The sequence below is a fragment of the Methylophaga sp. OBS4 genome, from assembly GCF_026319305.1.
Taxonomy (GTDB): Bacteria; Pseudomonadota; Gammaproteobacteria; order Nitrosococcales; family Methylophagaceae; genus Methylophaga.
In genome coordinates, this window is sequence record NZ_JAPDMV010000022.1 from 1 (window position 1) to 24,636 (window position 24,636).

Annotated in this window: 26 protein-coding genes; 8 read left to right on the forward strand and 18 right to left on the reverse strand. The window is 50.4% G+C overall.

Going from position 1 to position 24,636, the window contains the following annotated elements:
- The 6 genes from OMP95_RS08160 to OMP95_RS08185 all read right to left on the reverse strand — a co-directional run.
- Positions 1–841, reverse strand: an 841-nt coding sequence (locus tag OMP95_RS08160) for a serine dehydratase beta chain (protein WP_266327745.1), incomplete at its 3' end; no start/stop codon positions are given.
- A gap of 65 nt (positions 842–906) precedes the next feature.
- Positions 907–1,524 carry a sarcosine oxidase subunit gamma gene (locus OMP95_RS08165; protein WP_266327747.1) on the reverse strand — a complete coding sequence of 206 codons (618 nt, stop codon included), beginning with the start codon at positions 1,522–1,524 and terminating at the stop codon, positions 907–909.
- Positions 1,517–4,552, reverse strand: a complete 3,036-nt coding sequence (locus tag OMP95_RS08170) for a sarcosine oxidase subunit alpha family protein (protein WP_266327749.1) — start codon at positions 4,550–4,552, stop codon at positions 1,517–1,519. The genes OMP95_RS08165 and OMP95_RS08170 overlap by 8 nt, the downstream gene beginning before the upstream one ends.
- On the reverse strand, positions 4,549–4,851 hold the full coding sequence (locus OMP95_RS08175) for a sarcosine oxidase subunit delta (RefSeq protein WP_266327751.1): 303 nt from the start codon (positions 4,849–4,851) through the stop codon (positions 4,549–4,551). Before OMP95_RS08175 ends, OMP95_RS08170 begins: the two co-directional genes overlap by 4 nt.
- A gap of 16 nt (positions 4,852–4,867) precedes the next feature.
- On the reverse strand, positions 4,868–6,121 hold the full coding sequence (locus tag OMP95_RS08180) for a sarcosine oxidase subunit beta family protein (RefSeq protein ID WP_266327753.1): 1,254 nt from the start codon (positions 6,119–6,121) through the stop codon (positions 4,868–4,870).
- 419 nt (positions 6,122–6,540) lie between these two features.
- Entirely contained in the window at positions 6,541–7,569 is a 1,029-nt protein-coding gene (locus tag OMP95_RS08185; protein ID WP_266327755.1) for a GlxA family transcriptional regulator, read from the reverse strand.
- Positions 7,570–7,918: 349 nt separating this feature from the next.
- Here OMP95_RS08185 and OMP95_RS08190 point away from each other — a divergent pair, with 349 nt between their 5' ends.
- Entirely contained in the window at positions 7,919–9,931 is a 2,013-nt protein-coding gene (locus OMP95_RS08190) for a sodium-translocating pyrophosphatase (RefSeq protein WP_266327757.1), read from the forward strand.
- A 138-nt stretch (positions 9,932–10,069) separates the two neighbouring features.
- Here OMP95_RS08190 and OMP95_RS08195 read toward each other — a convergent pair whose 3' ends face one another.
- From OMP95_RS08195 to OMP95_RS08240, 10 genes are all read right to left on the reverse strand, one after another.
- On the reverse strand, positions 10,070–10,387 hold the full coding sequence (locus OMP95_RS08195; RefSeq protein WP_266327759.1) for a type II toxin-antitoxin system RelE/ParE family toxin: 318 nt from the start codon (positions 10,385–10,387) through the stop codon (positions 10,070–10,072).
- A complete protein-coding gene (locus tag OMP95_RS08200) occupies positions 10,375–10,632 on the reverse strand; it encodes a type II toxin-antitoxin system Phd/YefM family antitoxin (RefSeq protein ID WP_266327761.1) in 258 nt (85 codons plus the stop codon). The genes OMP95_RS08195 and OMP95_RS08200 overlap by 13 nt, the downstream gene beginning before the upstream one ends.
- Positions 10,633–10,718: 86 nt before the next feature.
- The gene (locus OMP95_RS08205) at positions 10,719–11,342 is read right to left on the reverse strand and encodes a hypothetical protein (RefSeq protein WP_266327763.1); all 624 of its coding nucleotides are present in this window, start codon (positions 11,340–11,342) and stop codon (positions 10,719–10,721) included.
- A 23-nt stretch (positions 11,343–11,365) separates the two neighbouring features.
- Positions 11,366–11,800 (reverse strand): hypothetical protein, encoded by a 435-nt coding sequence (locus OMP95_RS08210; protein WP_266327765.1) that lies wholly within the window; start codon positions 11,798–11,800, stop codon positions 11,366–11,368.
- 336 nt (positions 11,801–12,136) lie between these two features.
- The gene (locus OMP95_RS08215) at positions 12,137–12,520 is read right to left on the reverse strand and encodes a hypothetical protein (protein ID WP_266327766.1); all 384 of its coding nucleotides are present in this window, start codon (positions 12,518–12,520) and stop codon (positions 12,137–12,139) included.
- 195 nt (positions 12,521–12,715) lie between these two features.
- Positions 12,716–13,258, reverse strand: a complete 543-nt coding sequence (locus OMP95_RS08220; protein ID WP_266327768.1) for a hypothetical protein — start codon at positions 13,256–13,258, stop codon at positions 12,716–12,718.
- 69 nt (positions 13,259–13,327) lie between these two features.
- A complete protein-coding gene (locus OMP95_RS08225; protein WP_266327770.1) occupies positions 13,328–13,702 on the reverse strand; it encodes a hypothetical protein in 375 nt (124 codons plus the stop codon).
- 77 nt (positions 13,703–13,779) lie between these two features.
- The gene (locus OMP95_RS08230; protein ID WP_266327772.1) at positions 13,780–14,238 is read right to left on the reverse strand and encodes a hypothetical protein; all 459 of its coding nucleotides are present in this window, start codon (positions 14,236–14,238) and stop codon (positions 13,780–13,782) included.
- 71 nt (positions 14,239–14,309) lie between these two features.
- A complete protein-coding gene (locus OMP95_RS08235) occupies positions 14,310–14,735 on the reverse strand; it encodes a hypothetical protein (protein ID WP_266327774.1) in 426 nt (141 codons plus the stop codon).
- Positions 14,736–14,832: 97 nt separating this feature from the next.
- Positions 14,833–15,477, reverse strand: a complete 645-nt coding sequence (locus OMP95_RS08240; protein WP_266327776.1) for a class I SAM-dependent methyltransferase — start codon at positions 15,475–15,477, stop codon at positions 14,833–14,835.
- A 155-nt stretch (positions 15,478–15,632) separates the two neighbouring features.
- Here OMP95_RS08240 and OMP95_RS08245 point away from each other — a divergent pair, with 155 nt between their 5' ends.
- Both OMP95_RS08245 and OMP95_RS08250 read left to right on the forward strand, forming a co-directional pair.
- Positions 15,633–17,015, forward strand: a complete 1,383-nt coding sequence (locus OMP95_RS08245) for an integron integrase (protein WP_266327778.1) — start codon at positions 15,633–15,635, stop codon at positions 17,013–17,015.
- Positions 17,016–17,179: 164 nt separating this feature from the next.
- On the forward strand, positions 17,180–18,499 hold the full coding sequence (locus OMP95_RS08250; protein ID WP_266327780.1) for an MATE family efflux transporter: 1,320 nt from the start codon (positions 17,180–17,182) through the stop codon (positions 18,497–18,499).
- Positions 18,500–18,560: 61 nt separating this feature from the next.
- Here OMP95_RS08250 and OMP95_RS08255 read toward each other — a convergent pair whose 3' ends face one another.
- The gene (locus tag OMP95_RS08255) at positions 18,561–18,767 is read right to left on the reverse strand and encodes a hypothetical protein (RefSeq protein ID WP_266327782.1); all 207 of its coding nucleotides are present in this window, start codon (positions 18,765–18,767) and stop codon (positions 18,561–18,563) included.
- 9 nt (positions 18,768–18,776) lie between these two features.
- On the reverse strand, positions 18,777–19,700 hold the full coding sequence (locus OMP95_RS08260; protein ID WP_266327784.1) for an RluA family pseudouridine synthase: 924 nt from the start codon (positions 19,698–19,700) through the stop codon (positions 18,777–18,779).
- Positions 19,701–19,974: 274 nt separating this feature from the next.
- Here OMP95_RS08260 and OMP95_RS08265 point away from each other — a divergent pair, with 274 nt between their 5' ends.
- The 5 genes from OMP95_RS08265 to OMP95_RS08285 all read left to right on the forward strand — a co-directional run bounded on the left by OMP95_RS08265 (position 19,975) and on the right by OMP95_RS08285 (position 24,636).
- Complete coding sequence (locus OMP95_RS08265) at positions 19,975–20,433, forward strand: DUF4124 domain-containing protein (RefSeq protein ID WP_266327786.1); 459 nt, start codon at positions 19,975–19,977, stop codon at positions 20,431–20,433.
- Between the two features lie 10 nt (positions 20,434–20,443).
- Positions 20,444–20,779, forward strand: coding sequence for a phenylpyruvate tautomerase MIF-related protein (locus tag OMP95_RS08270; RefSeq protein ID WP_266327788.1), 336 nt, complete (start codon positions 20,444–20,446; stop codon positions 20,777–20,779).
- A gap of 81 nt (positions 20,780–20,860) precedes the next feature.
- Positions 20,861–22,624, forward strand: a complete 1,764-nt coding sequence (locus OMP95_RS08275) for a proline--tRNA ligase (RefSeq protein WP_266327790.1) — start codon at positions 20,861–20,863, stop codon at positions 22,622–22,624.
- Positions 22,621–24,141: a fumarate hydratase gene (locus OMP95_RS08280; protein ID WP_266327792.1), complete on the forward strand. Its 1,521-nt coding sequence runs from the start codon at positions 22,621–22,623 to the stop codon at positions 24,139–24,141. The genes OMP95_RS08275 and OMP95_RS08280 overlap by 4 nt, the downstream gene beginning before the upstream one ends.
- A gap of 27 nt (positions 24,142–24,168) precedes the next feature.
- Positions 24,169–24,636 carry a CopD family protein gene (locus OMP95_RS08285; protein ID WP_266327795.1) on the forward strand — a complete coding sequence of 156 codons (468 nt, stop codon included), beginning with the start codon at positions 24,169–24,171 and terminating at the stop codon, positions 24,634–24,636.

Genomic DNA, 24,636 nt, shown 5'->3' on the forward strand with positions numbered 1-24,636 from the left:
GGATAACGCCCGCCGAACCATTGGTATGTGCGGTGACGACCCGTCCACCACAAGCGTTTTCTTCATTGACTGCGATGGCAAAGGCACTCACCCTATCCATGGATTGAAAGTCTGCTGACAACTTGCCGCCCACCGTGCTGGCCTGTTGGTAGAGTTTATGTGCCCGCCGGTCTACGTTCAGATTTCCAGGCAGTTTGCCGGTGGCGACCAGACCGCGTTCAATGCTGGCCTGCATCACCTCCCATACCTGTAATAACTTGGCGCGGGTGGTGCTGGCATCCTGATACTTCATCTCGTTTTGCCATACCATCTCGGCAATGGAAAGCTTGTGTTGAGCACCTAGCCGTAATAAATCTGCCGCGCTGCCAAACCAGTAGGGCGCGCTTCGCAAATCCTTCACCACGTTGTCGGTTTTTGCTTTTGTGCTGGCGATGATTTCTTTTTCGTCCAGCACCGCGCCACCGCCAATTGAAAAATAGACATTGCGATGCAGCAAATCACCATCATCATAAAAGGCTTGCAATATCAGGCCATTAGGATGTTGCGGCAGGGTTTGCTGCGGATGAAAGACCAAATCTTGCTGGTAATCAAAGGGGATATCCAACTCGCCCATGAGCTTGAGATGCCCGGTGGTTTTGATTGACTCAACCAGTGGATCGATCGTTAGCGGATCGACCTCATCCGGCAGTGCGCCGACCAGACCCGCCAGTACGGCGCGGTCGGTACCATGGCCTATGCCGGTGAGTGCCAGCGAACCATAAAGGTGGACTTGCACTTGCGCAACTTGCTGCAGTAATTCACGGTGTTTGATTTCTAACAGAAAACGGTTCACCGCGCTCATGGGACCCACCGTATGTGAGCTGGAGGGCCCAATCCCGATGCGGAAAACCTCAAATACGCTGTAGTTCATCGTTCCGCGCCTGCCACAATGCCCAATCCATACGGCTCGGCACTGCGCTCCAGATATCGCCAGATGTAATCGGCAAAACTACGACGAAACAGCAGGCAATAGCCCTCCCCTTCGCGGTATAAATATAGCGACAGTTTGCCAAAAGTCGTACCGACCACCTTGCCTGACTTAAGTGCGTTGAGGTCATACACCGTACAGTGCTGCAGCACATCACTGGCTCGTTCTCCCTTGAGCAGTACCGAGGTATAGCCGCCGGAATTATCAACAACTTGGCTGTGAATACCAGTCAGTGCGTACGTCAATGCAGATTGCAAGGCTTCGCGTTGTGCGCGTTCACAAATGAGCAGCCACTCATCAGGGGACAACCAAAGAACAGCCCCCCATGACGTATATTGCAGGCCGCACGGTTGTGTGGGTAACTTTGTGTCCAGCGCCCGATTGGCTGCTTCGACAAACGCAGCATTTTCGGCATTGCCACGCAAGCTGATATACCCCAACAGCGATTTTTCGCTGATCCATGCGCCCTTCGAGGCGTTGAATGGTTCGGCACGGGCGGCAAGATTGAAATGCTGCAAGGGAGATTGCATGGATGGGTTGAATTCAGGTTCAAACATTGTGTCGCGCTCCTTCAGCATCAACAAATACGGAGGAAACCAGTTTGACCTTGGTGGCCTTGCCCTCAGCCCAGGCATAGAGCGTATCGCGCGCCGGGTCATCGCGCCGGGCAAAACCGTCTTTGACCAGCGCCATGGCAATGGATCTGCCCAGAAAAGCGCTGTGATAACTGGAGGTCACATGTCCCAACATCGGTACCGGAGGGGCATGTTCGGGCGATTCGATGAGCTGCGCGCCCTCCTTAAGCACTACGGCAGGGTCTTCCGGCACCAGACCAACTAGTTGCTTACGGTCACTACGGGCGGTGTCGCTACGCGCCAGCGAACGTTTGCCGATAAAGCTGAATGGTTTTTTCATACCGACAGCCCAGGGCATACCCAGATCAAACGGAGTAACCGAGCCATCAGTTTCCTGCCCCACGATGATGAAGCCTTTTTCGGCACGAAGTACGTGCATGGTCTCAGTACCATATGGCGTAATATCGAATTCAGCACCTGCTTGCATAAGCGCCTCCCATACGTAGTGGCCATAGCTGGCATCCACGTTGATTTCAAAGGCAAGTTCGCCCGAAAAGCTGATGCGATACACGCGTGCGGGGACACCGGCTACCGTGCCATCGCGCCAATCCATGAACTTGAAAGCCTCTTTGGATAAGTCAATGTCGCTGCATAACTTTGCCAATACTTCGCGGCTTTTCGGCCCTACCAACGCGGCGGTGGCCCAGTGGTCAGTGACCGAGGTCATATAGACTTCCAGCTCAGGCCATTCGGTCTGATGCCACTGTTCCAGCCAACTCATGACGTGGGCAGCACCGCCAGTAGTGGTGGTCATCAGGAAGTGAGTGTCCGAAATACAGGCGGTGACCCCGTCATCCATGACCATGCCATTTTCATCCAGCATTAAACCGTAACGGCATTTCCCAGGGACGAGCTTGCCCCAGGCATTAGCGTAAACACGGTTCAGAAATTCGCGGACATCTTTGCCTTGAATATCAATCTTGCCCAGCGTAGATGCATCCAGCATGGCAACGCCATTACGGGCGGCCAGGCATTCGCGATTGACGGCGGCGTGCAGATCTTCGCCGGGTTTGGCGAAGTACCATGGCCGCATCCATTGGCCGACAGTTTCGAATGCAGCACCACGGCTTTCGTGCGCGGCCTGCATGGCGGTGTAACGTCGAGGCTCAAAGGTGTCACCTACATGGCTGCCGGCCAATGCGGCGAATGAAACCGGCGTGTAGGCCGGGCGATAGGTGGTTGTACCGACTTCAGGTATGGTTTTGCCCAAGGCTTCTGCCGCGATGGCAAAGCCGTTGACATTGGATAGTTTTCCCTGGTCGGTACCAAAGCCGAGTGCCGTGTAGCGTTTGATGTGTTCAATAGAGCGAAAGTTTTCACGCACTGCGAGCTGAATATCTGTCACCGCAACATCATTCTGAAAATCAACAAATGCCTTGGCTCCATGACCTTCAGCCTTGCCATCAGGGATACGGAAGATCGCACGGGCGGGGATGGAAGGCACTTCATCGGTGCTTAAGGGCTGATGGGTATCTGCCGGCGTCTTGCCCAAACCAGTCAGGATTTCCTGCATCATCCCCTGCGTTTTTTCAAGGGCATCCTGCAAGCCAAAAACACCAGTGACAGCGCCTGTGCAATACACGCCTGCGGCAGCACGCCCATCTGCAGACGCGACAAAAGCAAGACGTGACTCGTCCCATTGCGGGCGTCCACCGTCATGGCAGAATAAATGTACGGTGGGCGATAAACCTCCTGAGCTGGCCAGTACATCACAAGAGATAAAGGGGCCGTTGCCAGTCGCCGTATTCTGCGAAGCGTCCAGTTTGACCAGCTGCGCACCTTTTACTTCACCTGAGCCTACCGCTTTAGAAATACCATAGCCGGCATACAGCTTGATTCCCTGCTTTTGAATACGGTTTGCCCATTCGGGGTTAATGCTTTCCCGCGTATCAACGATGGTGACTTCGACGCCGCCGCATGCAAGATCAACCGCACCTTGATAGGCGAGATCATTGCTGGTGAGGATGAGCGCACGCTGTCCACAGGCAACCCCGTAACGGTTGAAATAGGTGGTCAGGGCAGAGACTGTCATGATACCGGGCAAGTCGTTGTTGCCGAACACTAGCGGACGTTCAATCGCACCGGTTGCCAGCATCACCTGTGTGGCACGGATGCGGTGCATGCGTTCACGACGCTCGTCGGTCTGCCGCGCAGTGTGTGGCAGATGATCTTGCATCAGCTCTACCGCCTGAATCAGGTTCATGTCATGCAAGGCAAATGCAGTTGTCCGTTGCAAGATACTGACATTCGGCAAACTGTGTAATTCAGCCACGATCTGGGCGCTCCATGCCGCGGCACTCAGCCCACCAATATTGACATTGGGCATGGAGAGAAGATATCCACCCAGCTCTGCTTGATCATCGACAAGCAGTACGCTTAATCCGCTGCGTCCTGCAAGCAAGGCTGATAGTAAACCACAGGCACCGCCGCCAATAACCAGCAGATCAACATGATGGTGTTTGTGATCGTAACTGTCGGTATCGGCCTCCACGGGAGATTTACCATAACCTGCGGCTTTACGAATGATGTTTTCGTAGAAAGGCCATAATTTAACGGGCGCTTTGAAGGTTTTGTAGTAAAAACCCGCTGGCATGAAGCGCGAGAATTTGCCGCCTATACTTTTTAGATCAAAGGCAAGCGAGGGCCAGCCACTGGTACGTGCAGCGACCAGTCCATCGTACAGCTCAACCTGGGTCGCTTTCAGGTCGGGCGTGGTGCGGGCACCCACATCAATCTGCACCAGGGCATTGGGTTCTTCTGCCCCTGCCCCGATAATGCCGCGGGGGCGGCCATACTTAAAACTGCGCGCAACAAGCTTGACACCATTGGCAAGCAGTGCGGAGGCCAGTGTGTCACCCGCGTAGCCTTGATAGCTTTTGCCATCAAAGGTGAAAGAGATGGGACGCTTTAAATCAACGCGGATATTTTTGTGGAGAATTCTTGATCTCATGCGGTGGCCGCCTCTTTTTCTTCATATGCTGCACGCGCTTCTGCCAGGGTCCAGATGTCGGCTATGGCGTGGTTGGCAGTATTGCGTCTGATGACAAAAACCTTGCGGCAACCTGTACTGTGGCTCCACATTTCCCAGTGCCAGCCTTTGGGATTTTTTTTCATGAACACATAATCTCCCCAGGCTTCATCGTCCAGTTCTTCCGGCGCTGCCGGACGTGCAATAAAGGCCTCGCCAGCGTAGCTGAACTCTTCCTCTTCCCGTGCTTCACAGCAATGCGGACATCGAATCACAAACATGAGAACAACTCCTTAATTAATGCGCAACGCCAGCGGCGCCATGCTCGTCAATCAGGTGGCCGCTATAGAAACGGTCAAGCGAGAATGCGGCATTGAGTGGATGGGCTTGGTCGTTGGCAATGGTGTAGGCAAATACGTTGCCGGAACCGGGAGTGGCCTTGAAGCCGCCAGTGCCCCAGCCGCAATTGAAATACAAGCCCTTGACCTTGGTCTTGCTGATAATCGGGCAAGCATCCGGCGTGATGTCGACGATGCCGCCCCATTGGCGGTTCATGCGCACACGCGAAAACATCGGGAACAGCTCGATAATCGCTGCCGACGTGTGTTCTATGACGTGCGGGCTGCCACGCTGGGCGTAGCTTAAATAAGGGTCAATCCCGGCGCCAATCACCAGTTCACCTTTATCTGACTGACTCACATAGCCATGCACCGCATTAGACATCACGACTGTATCCAGAACAGGCTTGAGCGATTCTGATACAAAAGCCTGTAACGGATGGCTCTCGATGGGCATGCGTATGCCTGCCGCCTTTGCCATGACAGAGGAATGGCCGGCAGTCACACAGCCAACCCTGGATGCCTTGATGTAGCCACGGCTGGTTTGCAGGCCCTTGATGCTGGCGTTTTCAATATCCATGGCGGTGACTTCACAATTCTCGATGATGTCTACGCCATAATTGCTGGCGGCACGGGCAAAGCCCCAAGCCACCGCATCATGGCGCGCAACGCCACCGCGCGGCTGAAAGCTGGCACCCATAATGGGGTAGCGCGTATTGCCAGAAATATTGATCATGGGAATGCGCTCTTTGACTTCTGCCGCGGTGAGAGCGTAAGCATCAATCCCGTTGAGATTGTTGGCGTTGACACGCCGTTCAATGTCGCGCATATCCTGCAAGGTATGCCCCAGGTTGAATACACCTCGCTGGCTGAACATGACATTGAAGTTAATGTCTTCGGTCAGGCCTTCCCACAGCTTGAGTGAGTGCTCGTAGAGCAAGGCGGCTTCATCCCACAGATAATTTGAGCGAACAATGGTGGTGTTACGCGCCGTGTTTCCGCCCCCCAGATAGCCTTTTTCCAGTACAGCAATATTTTTGATGCCATGTTCTTTGGCCAGGTAATAGGCGGTTGCCAGACCATGGCCACCAGCACCCACGATCACTACATCGTAGGATGCTTTTGGCTCTGGGCTGCGCCATACCGGCTCCCAGCCTTCATGATGTTTGAAACCCTGTGTTAGCAATTTCCAAAAGGAATAATCTTTTTTCAAGCCAGCCGCCTCCGAAATATATTCTTGCGCTTAAGGGGAAGTGCTATTTTCTCGATTCGCAGGCTTTGAACTATGCTACATCAGACATTTTCTTTGCTTAATACGACACGTGTCGTTTTGGTCAAAATGGGGGGCGAATGGTGGTGCTGTGCTGACAGCTCGTTTTACCGGTATGGCTTAACACAATAAATCTGGAAACCTCAGTTTCACCACAGAAATGGAATGGTTCGCTTCGTTTCTGCTTCTTGTTAAATGTGGCTCCATTCCGGCACTTCGATGCCGTCTATGGAGCGGGACGGACCATTCCATTTCTGTGGTGCGGAATTTAGGGTAAAAAAGTCACCAGCATTGATTGATGCCAGTGACTAAATGAAGGTGTGTAGCAATACAATGCGACGCAATACTCAGGCCGCGCTATCTCATATAGATGCGTCGACGAACGAATTTGTAGATGCGTCGCCGAACGAATTTTTCAGGGGCATTGGGTCACACTGACGCCGTTCCATGCTAGGCGAACAGCCGAACAAAGCGCGGTAGGACTTGCTGAAATGGCAGGCGGATTGAAACCCGCAGGCGACAGTGATGCTCATGACAGACATCTCGGTTTGCAGCAGCAGCGCCCGAGCACGTCGTAGTCTGATGTTGAGGTAATACTGCATGGGAGTCACGCCGAGGGTCTGGCGGAACATACGTTGCAGATGGCGTTGTGATAAACCGGCCAGGCTGGCGAGTTCATCAAGAGACAGCGGTTCTTCAATATTAGCTTCCATCAGTGCAGATACCTCTATCAATGCTTTATGGCTATATCCGACACGTGCCGCAACGGGAATATGCTGCTGGTCTTTGCTGTCGCGTGCACGAACCAGCATGAACTGGTCTGAAATTTCGGCCTCCAGATTCTTGCCAAAACGTGCCGAAACGAATGCCAACATAAGATCCAGCGGCGCCGTTCCTCCTGCACAGGTGCAACGATCGCGATCAATGACGAACAACTCCTCCAGGGGTTGGATGTGAGGGAATTCTTCGCACAAGCCAGCCATATTTTCCCAATGAATCGTGCATTGGTAGCCATCGAGCAAACCGGCTTTCACCAACGCATAACTGCCTGTACAAAGACTTCCTAACCAAATATCGTGTTTGCTGACCTGTTTCAGAAGCTGAATAACAGCTGGGACAGTCGCAGCCTGCACATCGACACCGCCACAGACCAGCAGCATATCGGGCGTATTGGAGGTTTCCAGTGTTGTTGTTTCGAGGAATGAAAGACCATTGCTTGCTTGCACGGGTCGCCCGTCCGGCGTGATGACGGACCATCGGTAGGCTTCCTCCCCGAGGAGGTAATTTGCCATGCGCAATATCTCAATAGCATTTGAGAATGCGACCATCGAGAAGTTATTTAAGGTCAAAAAACTGACATGTTTGACCTGTGTCATTGTTTTGTAGGACATGTGGTCCCCTTGAATTTATTGCTATGTCTATCGCTCGCTCGCGTGTTCAACAGGCAGTGCGTAGTAACGTGGGGGGGGGGGTTAATTTACTACTACGAACCGTGATTCTTGTCAAATTCTTTTTTTCAGTTTCGCCCAGAAATCTATCGGACTTAGGTGTGTTTTGTTGCTTTAATATAATGAGCAATAAATTTGCGGCCAGTGTCTAGACTGCTGACATCTTCGCTTTCTCTAAGCTGCTGACTTTACTTCAGTTTACGATACAGGTATAAGAAACCGAGCACCATAGAACCTAACGAGGAGCAACACTAGGCAATACCCTTCTAACCATAATAACGAGGTAAGACTTATGACGTCACTCAGCTACGTCCCGGCAATTTTGGGAATATTCGGACTATTTTGTGCTTTTCTGGTTTACAACAAGGTCAAAACCCATTCACCCGGTACCGGCAAAGTGGTTGAGATCGGCGATCAGATTCATCTTGGTGCAATGGTCTTTATGCGGGCTGAGTATTCACGTCTCGCCATCTTCTGCCTTGTCTGCATTATTGCACTCGGTTTATCCGACTTGGGCTGGCATACCGCGCTGGCCTTTTTTATAGGTGCCATATGCTCGGCATCAGCCGGTTTCATCGGTATGTACGCTGCCACTAAAGCCAATGTCAGAACGGCCATTGCCGCCCGTGATAAAGGGGCGGCAGAGGCTTTGACCGTGGCTTTTTTCGGCGGCTCGGTCATGGGGCTGACTGTGGCCGCCATGGGCTTGCTGGGACTGGGTATTCTGTACCTGCTTTATGGCGGTGATCCCCATACTGCACATATCATTCACGGATTCGGGATGGGCGCCTCTTCAGTGGCTTTATTCTCTCGTGTTGGTGGCGGCATTTTCACCAAAAGTGCTGATGTCGGCGCTGATCTGGTCGGCAAGGTCGAGGCCGGTATCCCGGAAGATGATCCGCGTAATCCGGGCGTTATCGCTGACAATGTCGGTGACAATGTCGGTGATGTTGCCGGCATGGGCTCGGATATCTTCGAATCTTACTGTGGCGCGATGATCGCCAGTATTGCCATTGCATCCACCATGAGCGCAATAGCGGTCAGTCAGCTGGCAGACAGCCAGCAAACGCTGATGTTTATGCCGCTGGCGCTGTCCTCCATCGGCCTGCTGTGTTCAGTTGCCGGCATTCTGACAGTTAAAGTCTTTTCCCGGAAAAGCGCTGAAGTCGCGCTACGAATCGGCACCATGGGGGCTTCTTTACTGTTTATTATCGTCTCCTGGTTCCTGATAACCCTGCTTGGCGGTGAAACCAACCTCTGGCTTGCGGTATTGGTCGGCGCTGTCGGCGGCATTATTATTGGCCTGATAACTGAGTATTACACCGGTGGCGCGCCGGTCAGAAAACTGGCAGCCAGTGGTGAAACCGGCCCCGCCACCATTATGATCGGCGGTCTGGCTCTGGGTATGCAATCGGTGACTATTCCGGTCATTACCATCGCTACTATCATCTTTACCGCCAGCCATTTTGCCGGACTCTACGGTGTCGGCATTGCCGCTGTGGGCATGCTGGCAACCGTCGGTATTACCATGGCTATCGATGCTTATGGTCCGGTTGCTGACAATGCCGGCGGCATTGCCGAAATGGCGGGAATGGGTAAAGCCACCCGTGACATCACCGATTCCCTGGATGAATTGGGTAATACCACGGCAGCGATTGGTAAAGGTTTTGCCATCGGTGCTGCGGCGCTGGCAGCGCTGGCAATTATCAGTGCCTATATCGAAACCGTTAGTCACGGTGATCCCAATTTCGCCCTGCTCATCAATAACCCGGTGGTATTGATGGGCATGTTCCTCGGCGGTATTTTCCCGTTCCTGGTCAGCTCTTTGACCATGACAGCGGTCGGTGATGCCGCTTTTGACATGATTCATGAAATCCGTCGGCAGTTCAAAGAAATTCCGGGATTACTGGAAGGGACTGCCAAACCGGATACCGCGCGCTGCGTGGATATTGCCACCAAGGCCGCTTTGAACAAGATGATCCTGCCCGGGTCGCTGGCGGTATTAGCGCCGGTTGTCGTGGGTTTCGGCCTCGGCCCTGAAGCGCTGGGAGGTTTGCTGGGCGGTGCCTTAATCTGTTGTGTAATGATGGCTTTGATGATGGCTAATGCCGGCGGCGCCTGGGATAATGCCAAAAAACACGTTGAAAAAGGCAACCATGGCGGCAAAGGCTCAGATGTTCATAAAGCAACGGTTGTCGGTGACACTGTCGGCGATCCGATGAAAGACACCTCCGGCCCGTCGATGAACATTCTGATCAATGTAATGGCGATTGTCAGTTTGGTGATTGCGCCGCTGTTGATCTGAAGTCAACAACGACATAGCCCGCCAGGACGGGTTCCGTCATTCCCACGAAGGCGGGAATCCAGAAACAACAAGGCCACCTACGGGTGGCCTGACTTTCTATAATAGTTCCAGTTAAAAACGGGAGTATGACCGGCCTCTTTAGTCAACTTCCTGATTTCTGTCTTCAAGTAGAAATTTTCTCAGTTCCCTTTCTCCACGCATGACATAAAGGATAAAAACCTTTTTGCCTTCTATGCGATAGAACACTCTGCAAGGCCCAATGACAATCTCTCGATAGTCGGTATTCTGTAGCTCAGAAGGTGCTTTACCGGATTCAGGAAAATCTTTGAGACGCTTTGTGGATTGAAAAACTTGCCGAACTAACTTTTTTGCAGCGCTGGGCTTGTCCAACGCTATGTATTCAGCTATTTCGTTTAAATCGTTGAGCGCTGACTCCGTCCATATTATTTGAGCCATTTACCCATTTTCTCTTCAGCTTCCGATTCTGAATATACATGGCCTTCAAAAACTGCTCTTTCGCCCCGAGCTATACCTTCCAGAATACGCATTCTATTTTGCATAAGCTCATAATCTTCAACATCAACCAAATACGCAGAAGGTTGGCCATGCTCAGTAATCAGAACAGGCTCTTTAGTGCTGTGAAGATCAGCAAGTATTTTAGTCGCTTGCCGTTTTAGTGTGGTTACGAGTTCTGTTTTCATAAAAGTGATACTATTCTATCACTTTGGGCATTGCAATACTTTTTCAGCTAACACCGCAAATCACTGGCGGCAATGGTTTTCAAGTACTACGACCCCTTGATTCCAGAGTAAACAATATTCTCTATGGTCTTGCGGTTCGGCCTCTTGGCCTGTGTTGCGAGAACGTTTTTTGCATAGTCCAACACGGCTTGATGTTGACGACAGTTTGATTCGAACGACCAATTGGCAGCGCCCATTACCAAGATGTTGGCAGCGCCACTTTGAGCATCGAGATCGCCTACTTGATCGATAATCTTGTCAAGATAACCTGTGTCGCCGGTGGCAAAAAAGCTTGTCCACCAGATATCTAGCCTTGTGGGACTAATTTGAGCATCGTTCCACACGAATCGGGAAAACTCTGATTTATCCCGGGCAGCGATTGAGCGTGCTCCATCATCGAGCATTCCAAGATCCATGATCGACCAGCCGTGCTTCATCTGAACTTTGCCGAGAAAGACCGCCATCAGCTTTGCGGTCTCTTCTGTGCCTGTTGACAATTCCTTGAGATTTATACTGATCCCGACTTGGATCGCATCGAATTCGGCTTTGCTGGGTTTGGAGTAGAAAAACGTCATTCGCTGCCCGAGCTCCTCAATTGTGAGGTCCGTATTCTCAGCGTGTACCGGAACAAATGCTCCGAGGAGGGCTATTGTGAGCAGAATATTCTTCATCGTTTCTTTGTGTGGCTAACGCTTCATTCAGCCGACGCGTTAGCGGTCGGCTGCGATGGCTTGTTAGTTGTTGAATTTTTTGCCAAACCATAATCCTTAAATAGCTCAACAGTTTTTAGTGTCTTTTGACTCTCCGTGAGAGAGTTGTCACAGCTGATAGCATCAAGCTTCTGCAGGATTTCTTTGTTTCTTTTCAATAATCGAACTTGTTTTCTTCCTTCCTTCCAACCTTTAAATGCCTTGGGAATATGGATTACTATCCAGATAATGTCACGGAGAAACCACCATAAAAATATTAATGCCCCTATTGTTAGACATAGTGCGATTATCACTGAAATAAATGGCGCAAAAGTTTTAACGAATGAGATCTTCGTTTCGAACACAATTAAACCTAGTAAAACCGAGCCAAAAATAAGGCTGGCTGATAAGTAGAGAAGTCCATTTCTTCCAGGTTTCATGTTTTTCCTATGTCAACTAACGCCAAGCTCAGCCGAGGAGGCGTGATAGCGCCGACGTCGGCTGAAGCGACGTGTTGGGCGCCAAAGTTTCTGACCCGCGGAGGGACTCGATTGCCGGGTATCTCGCCGAGCACTTCGGCTTCCGCGCGTGTCGTTCTGTATTCGATCTCGCGCGTCAGTTCAAGACGTGACGTATTTCTCGAACAGCGCAACGCCATCGGCAATGTATTTATCTGCGCTTTTCCTACAGTTTGCCGTCAGTTCGTAGCGAGTCCTGGCCCGCCAAAGCAACGTATGCGGCATAGTCGTAAAGTGCAAACTGAGGCCCGCCTGTTCTCATCGACAGAGCAATTGCAGTCGATCGGATTCGCATCGAGCCTTGTTTTGAAACTTTAGTCCCGCATCGTTGCATGTCTTATACATTAGTTGAACAAACGTCCCGGCATTATTAGAATCGCTCAACGATTTTTGAGCGATTGGAAGTATCGCCATGCAACTTGTGTCGGCTTCGAATGGTTTCTTGCCGGCATTGAGCGCATCCATCTGGATTTGCGATCTATACGCTTGTTCCACATTCCCTGCAACGAACCATTTATCGCCGCTACTCGCGAAAGATTCTTGGCTCTTTGCAGAAGATTCGTCATTTCCGCAACCAGTTATCGCTGCGGTTGCGAACGCCAATATTACTGAATGGAGAATCTTGCTCCGTGAATTCTTCATATCGTTTCTCCTCTGTCGCTGGATCTGCCCTGTGACCGCGGTTTCTTTCTGTCCGTTGTAGTAGCTTGCGCACCAACAGCTTCAATTAAACCAGATGTTTCCATATGATATACCTTTTTACGCCCAACGCCCCGCGTAACGGGCTGGTTTGTAGCGCCAGCGGAAAACCAGTCCCCGTTGACGCGTTTGTTACGTTTACGCTCTACCGTAGAGCACGTCGTTTCGATGATCCCAAAAATCATGTAATGAGAACCGCGTCTTTATGATGAGCTCGATTATTCTTTGAAGGGATTCTTCGTCGAACTGAACGTACTCTTGATGCATACCATTCTTGGACATTTTTAGCCGAACGTATGTATACCCCTGGTCGTCTGTAGATTCCCAGTTGGCATGAACCACCAAATTTCTTAGACGTGAGGACTCCCTTAGATCGCTTAAAAGCTGTTCGTAGCCCTTTAACTCTCGGTTCAATCCGGTCTGGAAGTCGTCGCAGAAGCGCTTTAGAAGGTCAACTTTTGCCGAGTAATTCATTTTGTTTAAGACAATAAGCCCGGTCGAATCGGTTCTGTCTGTGAAGTTCTCACACAAAACCGAGTCTAAGGAGCTTTCCAGAGAATTGAAGTACATGACAATAAGACCGATCGACGGCAAAGCGTTATCTAAGTATTCCTCCGCCTTATCTTCATCCTCTACCTCGTGGTAGAGATGCTGAATAAACTCTTTCAATCTAGTTTTCATGGTATCCGAATCTTATGAAACGTAACGCTTCATTCAGCCGACGCGGTAGCGGTCGGCTGCAGTGACTTGTTAGCTATTACCTTTTTTTCTAAAAAAATTATAGCTGCCCGCCAGTAAAATTAAACTGAACACAACTAAATACCAAGCTTTAAACTCAATTAACGAGAGTTTAAAGGCAATAACTATTATCGAGAGTGACGAAAGAAATAAATCAAAACTGACTAGACCAAACAGAACGGAAATAGCGCCTATTATCATAGTCAGCATAACCAACATTGGAACAATGATGATCATAAGAAAAGATGATAAATCTCGATTCCCGTCTAAACTAGCAATCCAACCAAAAAAGAACATAGCCATCGGGCAAATAATGAATGAGAAGATATAGGAGTAATAGATTGCAGGTACAACTTTCTCTCTCCATGGTTTTAGGTAGTTTTTCATTTCACGTCCATGAGTTTATGAATAGCTAACGCCCAAAGCAGCGAGCGCCGCTTTTTGGCGTCCGCTGCCTTTGCTTGTTAGCGATGGAACATTTTTGCGGTTTTGACATTAGACTCACCAAGAACTCCCTTAAGCTGACTGGCTATTTTATCCATAGTTTCAAAGCCCTCCAGTTTAGTGATGCCACCACCTGAGCTGTATATGACTATAGATTTGATTTTACCGTGGATAGGCTGAAGAACAGCTTTAGTAATTCTGTTGACTTTCAAAGAGCGAGCCTCATTGAAATCAAATACAGATACAACTTCATGATTGATTTCTAGAGATATTTTGCTGTTATTTACTTCCCAGTATTTGAGTTCCTTGACTTTTTTAAAGCCTACATAGATCAAGAAAATACCAAATAAAAACTTCCAGTCATTTTCAATAACCATTGAATATGTGAGCATTATCCCGACAGTCAGAAAAGCCAAGCCAATGGCAATTATTTTCAATTTGGTACGTCTTAGAAATTTTTTATCGAGTTTGTATGTCATATCCGTACTTTACTTGTAGATCGCTAACGCTACATTCAGCCGACGCGTTAGCGGTCGGCTGCAGTGACTGGTTAGGCATTTCTGACTCCTTTCAGCTTTTGAACCGCAAAACCAAGCAAAATAAATATGAGTAAAATCTCTGACCATTCAATAATGATGAGATAAGCACTGGCCCCTGATAGTCCGAAGGCACTGTAATGGATGTAGATTGCAGCATTAACTAGCACTATAGCTAATGCGACCAAAATAGCTCTGGAAAGCACAGAAAACGGATAAAAAATGCTTAGCAGGTAGACCGAAAAACTCGCTAGTAATGTAATACCAATAAGACTGGCTAAGCTAAGTTTTAGAATCGCAATTAATTTTGATGAGCCAGTAGTGACATTGAGATGCTGAAAATAGAGTGATGCCCAAAACTCCATAAATAGGTTGTAGGCAAATGGTGCCACAATCAAGATGCCCACAAATACTGTACGTTTCCATGTACTTTCATTCATTGTTTTATATGCCTAACGTTCGCCATAACCGGCGTACAAAAGCAGAGCGAAGCGACGCTTTTGGACGTCCGAGTTGATGGGGTTGTTAGAGCTCAATCTATTTCCTTCCAACTGCGATGTATACAAAGCCACCATATACTTCTGTCATCGTTACGTTCTTGAAATACCTATTCATCACCTCCCACGGTCTTTGTTCTGTAAGGTCCAATGACACGCCAAACGGTTTGGTGATTGCGACGCCTATTTTTGCCATCCAAAGTGGCCAGCGCTCAGGCTTCTTGAGATCCAATATGACAAATCGGCCACCGCTGACAAGACTATTTGCTGCGCGCTTGATAATAGCCTCGTAGTCAGGAATTAGCGTCAATGCTAATGTTGAAATGACGCCTTTTGTGCTGGACGGGAAGACATATTTCGCTGCGTCACTCTGGACTAGTTGCACGTTTTCCCAACCACTTCGCTCGACTCTTTGTTTAGCCTTTTCCAGCATGGCATCCGTGAGGTCAACGCCAATAAGATGGCCGGTATTGCCGATCGATTGAAGTAAATATTTAAAGTTAAGTCCGGTGCCACACCCGATCTCGATTACGGTATCACCGACTTCCAGTGCTAGTTCCGACACCGCCATTTTTCGGTATTTCGTCTCCCGGAAGCCGATAAGATAATAGGCATTTGCCGAAAAGTCGTACCAACCGGCACGCTTCCGGTACAGGCCACGAATAGCTTCTTTGGTTAAGGCCATTGTAGTTGAGCTCTAACAGTGTGTTATACGGCATGCCGTATAGAACCTTTCTAGACTGCATGCCGTATAGATCATTTTTACATGGTTGACAGATAGTATCTGTCACCGCTAATTTCTTTACATATTGTCTTAACTATAAACGAAAGGATTCGTTGATGACATCCCAACAAATATCCCAAGTTATTCCTGCGGAGCTAGTCCAGCCACTTTTCAATAAAATCAATACATTAGCTAAATCACAGAAACATGCGCACTGGTATATGCGTAGGGTTGAGGAATACCTCTCTGTCCGTTCACGCCGCCCAGTGTCTGATCATACCGCTGATGAAATTACCGGCTGGTTTTCCGATCTAGGCCGCAAAGCCACACTAACCGATTGGCAGTTCAGGCAGTGCGTTGAAGCCGTTGGTATTCTGATGCGGGTTGCTCAGGCCCCAGCGTTCAAACAGGTAGATTGGAAATTCTGGTTGTCCGGCGGTAAGCCTCTCGAAACCAATCACTCAACGACCGGTCGTGACAACGCTCCGGTAAAGGCTGTTCTGCCTGCCGCGGATAATCCTCCACAGGTGGAGGGAACAGCCGAAGATTCCGAACTGCTTGACGCCTATATTCGGGCAGTTCGCGTTCAAGGATTGGCTTACAAAACCGAACAAAGCTACAGCATATGGCTGCGAAAGTACTTGTCTTTTTGTACACGACACAGCGTTGACGCACACAGTGCCGACACTGTCCGATCCTTTCTTGAGTATCTGGTGCTTGAGCGTAATGTGGCGGCCAGTACGCAGAATCAGGCATTGAACGCTCTGGTGTTCCTGTTCCGTCATGTATTCAGTACAGAGTTGGGCGAGCTCGGGGAGTTTGCTTACTCGAAGCGCCCCCGCCGTTTGCCAGTTGTACTGACTCGCCAGGAGGTTCAGGCGTTGTTGTCTCAAGTAAGCGGACGTAACGCGATGATGGCGTCGCTGCTCTACGGCACGGGTATGCGGCTGATGGAGGCTGTCCGGCTGCGTGTCCAGGATATTGACTTCGGCTATCGCCAAATTATGGTACGTAACACCAAGGGTAACAAGGACAGGGTAACGCCACTGCCGGAGCGTTTGATCGAACCTTTAATTAGGCACATGGAAAAGACCCGCCAGCTCCACGAGCAGGATCTGGCACAAGGATTCGGTGACGTGTGGCTGCCCGATGCGTTGAGTCGCAAATGGCCGAACGCGGCATCCAGTTGGGAATGGCAGTATGTGTTCCCCAGTGCTCGGCTGGCCGTCGATCCTCGCAGTGGCAAAACGCGGCGTCACCATATGCATGAGTCGGTATTGCAGAAAGCGGTCAAAAGCGCGGCACGGGCAGCAGGTTTGACCAAGCGCGTTAACTGCCACACCTTGCGCCACTCCTTTGCTACGCATCTATTGGAGACAGGTTACGATATCCGCACAGTTCAAGAATTGTTGGGGCATGCGGACGTATCCACGACGATGATCTACACTCATGTGCTGAACCGTGGTGGCGCCGGTGTACGTAGTCCTTTAGATCTGTGAACCCCATACCTCTTACCGGCCTGGATTTTTTGACCGACCACCAGCAGGACAGTCCTACGTATGACTGGGATGGATTGCCAGGATACAAATAATAAAAATTCGCTGAATATAATGAGCCATCATCATTGATGAAGATGGAAACTCAATAGCCTATAGGAAAAACCTTGCAAAACGAAAACGCGAATATCTCCCATAAAAAAGTCTGGGCGATTGCCGGCCCGATGATTCTGGCTAACCTGTCTACGCCGCTTTTAGGCATGGTGGATACTGCCGTGGTCGGTCATCTGCAGTCGCCGATTTATCTGGGGGCAGTCGCTTTAGGCACCGTGTTGTTTAGCTTTTTATTCTGGGGTTTTGGTTTTCTGCGTATGGTCACTACCGGCCTGACATCGCAGGCAAACGGCAAACAAGCTGAAAAGGAACTACACGCGGTACTGGTTCAATCGGGCCTGCTGGCGCTGATCATTGCTGCCTTGCTGCTGTTGTTGCAGTCGCCCATAGCGTGGCTGGCGTTTAAGTTGATTGATGGCAGTCCGCAGGTACTGGAACAGGCACAAATTTATTACCAAATTCGGATCTGGAGCGCACCTGCCACTTTGGTCAACTACGTTATTCTGGGCTGGCTGATCGGGCAGGAGGCTTCTCGTTCCGCGTTACTGATGGTGCTGGTGATCAATCTCAGCAACATTGTTTTTGATCTGCTGCTGGTCAATCAGTTTGGCATGAAAGCCGATGGTGTCGCCTTAGCTTCAGTGATAGCTGAATATACCGGTTTGCTGTTGGCACTGTTCCTGTTGAAAAAGCGTCATATTCACCTGGCAGGCATCAAACTGCTGGCAGAACTCAAACTCCTGCTGATAAACAGACAGGATTTAAACCTGCATGGCAATTTCATGCTGCGGACTTTGTGCCTGATTTTCAGTTTCGCCTTTTTTACCAATCAAGGCGCGCAGCAGGGAGATATTACGCTGGCAGCCAATATGGTACTGCTTAACTTTATTACCTTTATGGCTTATGTGCTGGATGGTTTTGCCAATGCCACCGAAGTCATGAGTGGCAAAGCGATTGGACGTAATGACAAGGCCCAGCTGAAACGCAGTTTGCTTCTGAATGGTTTCTGGTCGGTGCTGGTCGCATTATTGTTCAGCCTCAGTTATTACCTGCTGGGTGACGCTATCATTTCACTGCTGACCAGTATTGAGGAAGTCGCGGCACAGGCCGCAATCTATCTGCCCTGGGTGATGCTGGCACCGGTTATTGGGGTGTGGTCATACCTGTTTGACGGTTTGTTTGTCGGTGCGACACTGGGCCGGGAAATGCGCAATACCATGCTGTTTTCGACGTTTTGCTGCTATTTGCCGGCCTGGTATTTATTGCAACCCTGGGGAAACCATGGTTTATGGGCGGCGTTGATTATATTGCTGGCAGCGCGCGGACTTAGCCAAAGCGTTTATCTACCCAGGATTATGCGCGAGTCTGTCTAACAAGCAGATATAAAAAAACGCCCTGCCCCTAAGGACACGACGTTTTCAGTGATGGACAAGATCAAATCGGCTTATCGTTATCACCCCAGTTATCCTTGCTGCCGCGCCGATCTGCTTTGGTACGTCTGTCATCCTTGTCAGGTTCAAAGCGAATCATGTCACGCCGGTCATCTCCCGAACGGCGCGGACCTTTGCGACGCTCTTCTTCACCGGTGCGGTGCTTGTGAGCTTCTTCCTTCACCCATTCATGATCTTTGTCTGCCATCATTGACCTCCATTAATCTTCTAGCATTGAAACTACTCCCGCCGGGCCGGGATTGTCAATTAACAGGTTAAATGTTTTGGTTTCGCCGGTGAACGGACAGGTAAATGACAAATAATAAGCAGTAAGTTGCAGGTTGTCCTGCTGCAAAGGCTGTCCATAAAGCCTGTCACCGACAACGGGATAGCCCAGATAAGCGGCGTGACGTCGAATCTGATGTTTTCGGCCGGTTTCGATTCTGACATCCAGCAATGAGCGGTTGCGCTCGGCATCAAAACGTAATCTGGTGAAATAGCTGACGGCGCTGCGTCCATCGAGCGCTTCGTCAACGCGCAGCGGCTGCTGCTCGGTGGCCGTTGCCGGAAACGCGCCTTCTACCCATATCCGATAGCGTTTATCAATCTCCCGGCTCTGAAACAACGCAGATAAAGCCGCTGCAGCCTGCTTTTCATGTGCCACGATAATCAAACCGTTGGCCGCCCGATCCAGCCGATGCACCACAAAAGCATTACGTTGCGGCTGCAAATGCTGCTCCGCCCAGCGTGTCACGGTGCAATGATCGCCCCATTTGGAGCCTTGCGACAATAAACCATACGGTTTATTCCAGATACTGTACCGGCCCAGATCCGCTATCAGCTGCGGCGGCACCGGCTCACGCGCCAATACAGCCTGGTCATAATAAAGATGTAGCGTTTCAGATTGATGCAGGCTGCGTTTGGCCCGGCGCAGTCGCTGCGTTTTTTTGCCTTTGCTGATCCAGACAGCGCCTTTGAGCATGATGCTTTTGATCTGCTGCTTGGACAGGCCGCTTGCATCAGCCAGTAAATCAACAGCAAGAATCCCGTTACCGGGTACAGAAATATGTTTCTCAAAACGTTCAGCGTGATCAGACATTTTATGATTGGGCGCTTTGGCGTAGAATTTAGGGTCTGTTAACACTAATTGAATATCCGCTGCTGGAGGTCGTTTTTGTTCCCGGCAAGGCGGAAGGAGTGAAGTCTAGTGATTCTACACGAACGACTGACAACGCCGCTGGGGGCAAAAATGGCCCCAGCCCTACGGGTTGTGGCTAAAATTCCGCCACTTTTCGTTATTCGTCGCTTATTTAGAATAACTAAACCGCACTCCTCATGCCTTAATTGGCAAAATTTTAGTCACAACAGCGAACATTCAATTAGTGTTAACAGACCCTATTATTTAAACGGTGCGAGCTATGGTTATACCTGATTTCAAACAATTTTGCTTTGCTTTGCTGGCATTAGTGTTCTCTTTCTGCGCCAGTGCCGAAATATTCAAATGGGTGGATGAGAACGGCCAAACCCATTATTCCGAGCAACCTCCTGCCGGCCGGGCAGCAGAACAAATCGATGTTCCGCCACCGCCACCCATTGACCCAGAGAGCGCGCAAGAGGAAGTGGATGCCTTGATCGAAAAACAACAGGAAGAGGAGCGCCAGCGTCAGCTCGAACAGCAAAAAGCCGAAAAAGAAGCCCAGCAACAAGCGATTATTGATGAAAATTGCCGCATCGCCAGAGAAAACCTGCAAACCTACCAAAACAACCCCGGACGTCGGATAGTCGATGCTGACGGTAATGTCACCCGCATGGTGGAAGAAGAACGCCAGCAGAAAATGCAGGAATTTCAGCAACAAATAGACCGTTATTGCCAATAAGGAGAACGTTATGCCCTATCTCAATATTGTGACCAATCAGGAAGTCCGGGACCAGGCCGCCTTACTGAAAGCTGCCAGTCAGGCTGTATCCAAAGCATCTGGCAAACCTGAAAGCTATGTGATGGTTGCTGTCGAACAAAAAGCCAATATGCTGTTTGGCGGCACTGATGCCCCAACCGCAATTCTGGATTATCGGGCATTGGGACTGCCGGGAGACCGACAGGCTTTTTCTGACGCCTTGTGTACACTTATCAACGAACAGCTGGGCATAGACGGCGGCCGTGTCTATATCAGCATGACTGACTCCGAACGTCAGAACTGGGGCTGGAATCACAGCACTTTTTAACATAAAGCCAAACCATCATCTTTTGCGGGCACTGCTGAACATATTCAGCAGTGCCTATTATTACAGGAACAACAACAAAACATGCGCGCCTCTAACCTGCTCATTTCCACTCTGAAAGAAACACCCGCTGATGCCGAAATCGTCAGCCATCAGCTGATGCTTCGTGCCGGTCTGATTCGCCGTCTGGCTTCCGGGCTGTATACCTGGTTGCCGATGGGTCTCAAAATTCTCAGAAAAACGGAAGCGATTATCCGTGAAGAAATGGATGCTGCCGGCGCGCAGGAAGTCTTAATGCCCTCTGTGCAACCGGCAGAATTGTGGCAGGAAAGTCAGCGCTGGGAAAAATACGGCCCCGAGCTGCTGCGCCTGACCGATCGTCATCAACGTGAATTCTGCTATGGCCCCACGCATGAAGAAGTCATTACCGATCTGGTGCGCCAGGAAATCCGCAGTTACAAGCAATTACCAGTCAATTTTTACCAGATTCAAACCAAGTTCCGTGATGAAATACGTCCTCGCTTTGGTTTGATGCGTGCCCGCGAGTTTCTGATGAAAGATGCCTATTCGTTCCATCTGGATCAGGCATCCTTGCAGCAAACCTACGATGACATGTTTGCCGCTTATAGCCGCATCTTTTCCCGGATTGGTTTGGATTTCCGTCCGGTACTGGCTGACACCGGCAGCATCGGCGGCAATGCCTCGCATGAGTTCCATGTGCTGGCCAGTTCCGGCGAAGACGCCATTGCCTTCAGTGATAAAAGTGATTACGCCGCCAACGTGGAACTGGCTGAAGCGGTGGCGCCGGCAGGCAAGCGTGCCGCAGCCACAGAAACCATGACCGCTGTCGACACGCCCAAACAACACACCATTGAAGAAGTCAGCGCCTTTCTGAAAAAACCGGCGGCACAATGCTTGAAAACCCTGCTGGTTGAAGGTACAGAAGAAGGCACGGTGGTGGCCCTGGTTATTCGTGGCGATCATGAGTTAAATGCCATTAAAGCCGAGAAACATCCGCTTGTCGCCTCGCCGCTCACCTTTGCCACGCCAGAACAGGTGCATGAATTCTGTGGTGCCAATATCGGCTCAATCGGCCCGGTGGGCCTGACTATTCCGCTATTGGTGGATCATGCCGCTGCCCATACCGCTGATTTTATCTGTGGTGCCAACGAGGACGACAAACATCTGACCGGGGTTAATTGGGGTCGGGACTTGCCTGAACCGCAAACAGCAGATCTGCGTAATGTGGTGGCCGGTGATCCCAGCCCTGATGGTCAGGGCAGTTTGGACATCGCCCGTGGTATTGAGGTCGGCCATATCTTCCAGCTGGGCGACAATTACAGCAGCAAGCTTAACGCGGTGGTATTGACCGAATCCGGTAAATCCCAGGTCATCACCATGGGTTGTTATGGTATCGGCGTGTCACGCGTTGTCGCCGCCGCCATTGAACAGAACAATGATGATCGCGGCATTATCTGGCCAGAGGCGATTGCACCTTACCAAGTGGTCCTGATACCGGTAAATGCCCATAAATCCGCGCGCGTTCGGGAAAAAGCCGAAGAAATATACCAGCAGTTACGCGCTGCCGGTGTTGATGTTTTGCTGGACGATCGCGGCCTGCGGCCGGGTGTTGCCTTTGCCGATATGGAACTGATTGGTATTCCGCACCGCTTGATTCTCGGCGAGCGTGGCCTGGATAGCGGTATGATTGAATATAAATCACGCAAAACCGGTGAAGGCGAAGAACTCCCTATTGATAACGTTATTACCGCCATCACCGCCAAATTGGCAAAAGCTGAGAGTGAAGCCCCTAAACTATCCGAGTGCGATAAAAAACAGGCCATATGATTACCATTACTGAAAACGACTTTATTGACAGCATCGCAGACGCTTTGCAGTTTATCGCCTGCTATCACCCCAAGGATTTTATTCAGGCAATGAGCCGGGCTTATGAACGGGAACAATCACCGGCGGCCAAGGATGCCATTGCCCAGATTCTGGTCAACTCCCGTATGTGCGCAGAAAACAAACGTCCTATTTGTCAGGACACCGGTATCGTCAATGTTTTTGTCAAAGCCGGTATGAACGTACAGTGGCAGACCTCAATGAGCCTCGACGAAATGGTCAACGAAGGCGTGCGCCGGGCTTATCTGCACCCGGACAATGTATTGCGGGCTTCAGTGGTATCCGATCCACTGGGCAGCCGTACCAACACCGGCGATAATACGCCGGCGGTGATTCACACCGAACTGGTACCCGGTGATACGGTTGAAATACACATTGCAGCCAAAGGCGGCGGCAGCGAAAACAAGGCCAAATTCACCATTCTCAACCCCAGTGACAACCTGGTTGACTGGGTACTGGAGACGGTGCCGAAAATGGGGGCTGGCTGGTGCCCGCCGGGCATGCTGGGTATCGGTGTCGGCGGTACCGCTGAAAAAGCCATGTTGATGGCAAAAGAATCGCTGATGCACCCGATTGATATTCAGGACTTGATTGAACGCGGCCCGACTACTGCCGCCGAAAAATTGCGGATAGAGCTTTATGAAAAGGTCAATCAGCTGGGTATCGGTGCACAAGGACTGGGCGGTATGACCACCGTGCTCGACGTCAAGGTGAACGACTACCCGACCCATGCAGCTTCATTACCGGTAGCGATGATTCCTAACTGTGCGGCAACCCGCCATGTGCACTTTACGCTTGATGGCAGTGGCCCGGCACAATTTGAGCCCCCTTCTTTGGCAGACTGGCCGGATATCACCTGGCAGGCAGCGGAGAACACCCGTCATGTGAATCTGGACACCGTCACCCAGGCTGATATTGAACAATGGCAGCCGGGTGAAACGATTCTGTTAAGCGGCCATATGCTGACAGGCCGTGATGCTGCCCATAAAAAAATCGCTGACTTACTGGCTAAAGGTGAAGCCTTGCCGGCAGGGCTCGATTTCCATAATCGCTTTATTTATTATGTGGGTCCGGTCGATCCCATCAAAGGGGAAGTCGTCGGCCCTGCCGGCCCGACCACCGCGACACGGATGGACAAGTTCACCGAAATGATGCTGTCACAAACCGGGCTGCTGGGTATGATTGGCAAAGCCGAACGCGGCAAAGACACGGTTGCCAGTATCAAAAAACATCAATCTGTTTATCTGATTGCCGTCGGTGGCGCGGCTTATCTGGTTTCCAAAGCGATCAAGTCATCACGGATGATTGCTTTCGAAGAACTGGGGATGGAAGCTATTCGGGAATTCTATATTGAGAACATGCCGGTCACCGTTGCTGTCGACAGCCGCGGGCAGTCCGTTCATGAAACCGGCCCGAAAGAATGGCGTACCAAGCTCGCAGAGCTTACAATCAATTCATAACAGCCTGTTCTATCCAAGGAGACGGTCATGAGTATTGCTATCCCGCTTCACATCCTGGCCGCAGTCATCTGGGTCGGCGGTATGTTTTTCGCCTATATGGTACTGCGTCCGGTTGCCGCTGACATGCTGCCTCCCGAACAACGTCTGCCATTGTGGTGTGAAGTGTTCAAACTGTTCTTTGTCTGGGTGTGGGCTGCCATTATTACCTTGCTGGTGACCGGCATCTGGATGATTGTATTGCTAGGCGGCATGGGCGGCGTTGATGGCGTGGGCGTGCATGTACATATCATGCTGCTGGTCGGTGTATTTATGATGCTGATTTTCATGCATGTCTTTTTCAATTCGTTTAAAAAACTGAAATGGAGTGTGGCCGAGCATGATTGGATCAGTGGCCGTAATGCATTGACTCAAATTCGCAAACTGGTATTGCTCAACCTGATACTGGGCCTGCTGGTCAGCATCATCGGTTCCAGTGGACGTTATTGGTTAGGATAG